The organism is Pirellulales bacterium (assembly GCA_035533075.1).
Classification (GTDB): domain Bacteria; phylum Planctomycetota; class Planctomycetia; order Pirellulales; family JAICIG01; genus DASSFG01.
The window spans coordinates 1-3,490 of sequence record DATLUO010000181.1; the positions used below are offsets into that span (position 1 = coordinate 1).

The window sequence follows — 3,490 nt, forward strand, 5'->3', positions numbered from 1 at the left end:
TGCTGCTTCCCGGGTGGGACCGGCGTCTCGCCGGTACTATTTTTCAAGACCGGCGAGACGCCGGTCCCACCAAAACCCGAGCTTTTCAGCGTCGCTAAACATTCGCGGCGATTTCGTCCAGCACGCCGACATGCGGTGCAATCCGGTCGCGCTCCATCCGTTTGACCAGATCGTAAATGGCTCGGTTGAGCGGGCAGGGCCGGTCGGCGGCCAGCCCAATCAAATGCCCGTTGTAAGACTCAATTTCGGTACGGCCTGCCGGCAGGTCGGCGGACATGGAACAGTAGGTGCCGCGCAGCGTCGGATAAAAGGCCCAAGCCAGGGCTTGGGCCACCGACCGGCGCCGGAGGATGCGCTGCACCGTCGCCGGGTGAAACGGACCGATGCGGGCCAGCGGAATGCCGGCCCCATGCAGGATGGCGTAATTTTCGCGGAGCAGCGCGAAGAAAAGCCGCCGCGCTTTCGGCACCGACAGCAGCCGGCCATTGTCGATCCCGGCCGCGGCGGCCAGCGGACTGATCGCCGCGTTGTACATCAGCTTGGTGTACTTGTACGGCAAGATGTCCGCGACCAGCTCGACGCGGAACAGCGAATTGCCGCGCAAGCGCCGGATCGCTTCGGAACCGGCCGGATCGCCGCCCGCCCGGCGCGCCCCGAAATGCAACCGGCCGGCGCGGGTGATGCGCGTGTGGCTGCGGCCCGGATAACATTCCGAGACAAACGACGCGATCCCTTCCACCGCGGGCGGCTTTGTCTCCAGGGCCGGATCGAAACCGTTTTGGATTGGGATGAGATCGACCTCAACGGGCAGGCGATCGAGCACTACCGGATTGTGGAAGCACTTGGTGCAGAGCAAGACGGTCGCGCCGGGACGCGGCGACCAGTCGGCGAAGGGAAGGAACTCGGCCGGCCGCGGTGGGCGATGGTCCACCTGGACGCCGTGCGCCCGGCCCCAGGCGATCTTGTCGCCGTCCGCCTCGATGAAGACGACCCGGAGCCCGGCGGCCGCCAGCGCGTAACCGACAGCACAGCCGATCCCGCCGGCGCCCACCACGTAGACCGAGTGCATGGTCCTGCCGAGTATCTCGTTTGGCGCGGCCGATTTGGCCGCGTAGGTCTATTCTTAGGGAAACGGCAGTTCCCTGGCGGCAGGAAAGGCGTTGCTCCGGTTAGCCCATGTTCAGTGTTGCGCTCCGTAACTCCTTGGCCAGTAAGGGCTGATTTTTGGATTAGTCACTACAGCACCGTCGGTTTACCCGCAGGTGGCGTCGGGGGGCGAAGGATCGTGATGTTCAGGGCGGCCAGGACTTGGTGGGCGCGCGCACTGGCGGCGCTGACGCCGCAACGACGCTCGTCGTTCACCTTGAAGGTCACGTGCCGAATCGTTTCCACGGCCTGGAGCGCTTCGGCGGCCGAGAGAGCCACGTTGGCCTCCTGCAGACGCCGCTCCAGCAGTGTTTGCACGAGCAGCGCCAGGGCAGCGACGAAGATGTGCGCCCGCACCCGTGTTTCCAACTGATGGTAGATCGGCCGCATGGCCAGGATGTCTTTCAAATGGCGGAAGCCACGCTCCACCTCGGTCAATTGCTTGTACAGGGCCACCGCTGCCTGGGCGTCGAGGTTCTTCTCGCTGGTAGCAACCACGTACTTGCCTTCCAGACGCTTTTCGCGTTCGAGATGGACGGGATGGTCAAAGAAAACCAAGGCGCCGTCGCGGATTTCCCAGGCGTAATAGCGATAGCCCTGATGGGCCCGCAAGGCGCGTTCGGCAGCGGCGCCGATCTGGGCCGGATCGGTCAGTGTCCTCTTGGCCACGCGGGCTTGCAATTTCTCCAACTTGAGCCGCGTGCGATCCATGGCTTGCTGCCGTTTGCCTTGCTCGTACTGCCGGCGCTCGTCGGAATCGATGACGAACACGCGCTGGTCCGGCACGCCGCTGACGACTTCTTGCACGCGCGTGCGCGGCGGGTTGGTCTTCCGCTCGCGGGCCGTGATGCCCATGGGACAATCGACCCATGCCGATTCGTTGATCGTTTGCAGCCAGGCGTCGAGCTGGGCGTTGCGGCGGCGTTTCAAGCCGACCAGGTAGCCGTGGCCGTCGCGGCGGATCGCCTCCAGGTTGTCTTCGCTGACCATGCCGCGATCGCCCACGAAAAGGATGCGGGCAAACTGGAAACGCGTCATCAGGTCCTCGATCACGCTCTGCACTGCCGTCACGTCGAGCTGGTTGCCTTGCCAGACATGGTGGGCGATGGGCCAGCCCGCCACCATGACCAGGCCGACCACGACCTGCACGTTCTGCGGCTTGCCGTCACGGCTGTAACCGTGCTTGGCGAAATCCTTGGGCCCCGCCCCCTCGAAGTAGGTGCTGGTGATGTCGAACAGCACCAGCTCCGGCTGCAGGCTGAACAGGTCGCGCAGCCGCTGGTAAAGCCGCACTTCGATCTGGCTCTTGGCTGCGACCAGCTGATCGAGGGTGCGGTACCAGGCATCCAGTTGCTGATGATGCACCTTGACCCGACGCCGCCTGTGCCAGTGTGGCAGGAACCGCCGGCCCTGGCGATCACAGACAAAGTCGGTCTCCAGCCAGCGAGCCAGACCGTGCTCGCTGCTGGGGCGGATGAGTCGGTTGGCGATGAGCACGAAGGCCCGGTCGCTGAACGAGGGCCCCTTCTTGACCTTGCCGAGAAGTTCGTCGAACAACTGCCACAGCCCCAGCTGCTCGAAGAGGGCGCGGATGACGAGCACCGGCCCCCAGGTGGTGGCTTCGAGAACGTCGATGTCGCTGGCGCTTTTGCCAACGGGCTGAGGCTGCCCCAGGAGGAGGCGTTGCAATTGCGGCAGCAACGCGGTCAGGACGTCTTTGCGACCGAGATCGGCGATGGTGCGTTGCTTGACCTTGCCGTCCTCGCGGTAGGATTCGACGACCCGTACGTATTCGTTGACGGTGCCATTGGAGGAAGGAACTTTGACGGTTCGCAGGTACATGCCGGCAGAGTATCACGACCGACTTGGCGCAGTTCAAGGGCAAAACTGCAAGAAAATGCTAGCGCCTGACATTATTGTGTCACTACGGTTTTTGGCCCGGCTCGCCGAAAACCGCAGGAAACAGCAGAAAAACAGCAGGGCGGCAATTGGGAATCGCGAATCAACACTGAACATGGGTTAAAAACGGAAGAGCCGTGTTTTTCGCGTGAGCAGACGCATTCAGCGCATCGAGGATCCGTCCAATTTGGGCATCGAGATAGGAGATGTAGCGGTAGTATTCCGCGTTCATTTCCCGCACCTTTTCCGGGGGTCGGGGCCAGGGGAGAAGCTTCTGCCGATGTGGGTTTTGGGGTTGCCGCCCCTGGAGGAAGGCCCCGAGAACGACTATCGGTTGCTGGTCAATGAAGTGATGCGGCTGGCGCTGGAGCGGCAACTGTTCACCTTCGTGACAGCCGCTCCGGCGGTTCAGCCGAACGGCGTCAGCCAGCCGGTGGCCGGTACG

The 3,490-nt window shown here is 63.5% G+C and carries 2 protein-coding genes; both read right to left on the reverse strand.

Annotation, left to right across the window (positions count from 1 at the left end):
- Positions 1-94: 94 nt before the first annotated feature.
- Positions 95-1,069: a ketopantoate reductase C-terminal domain-containing protein gene (locus tag VNH11_22410; protein HVA49133.1), complete on the reverse strand. Its 975-nt coding sequence runs from the start codon at positions 1,067-1,069 to the stop codon at positions 95-97.
- 167 nt (positions 1,070-1,236) lie between these two features.
- Complete coding sequence (locus tag VNH11_22415; GenBank protein HVA49134.1) at positions 1,237-2,988, reverse strand: IS1634 family transposase; 1,752 nt, start codon at positions 2,986-2,988, stop codon at positions 1,237-1,239.
- Positions 2,989-3,490 lie beyond the last annotated feature (502 nt).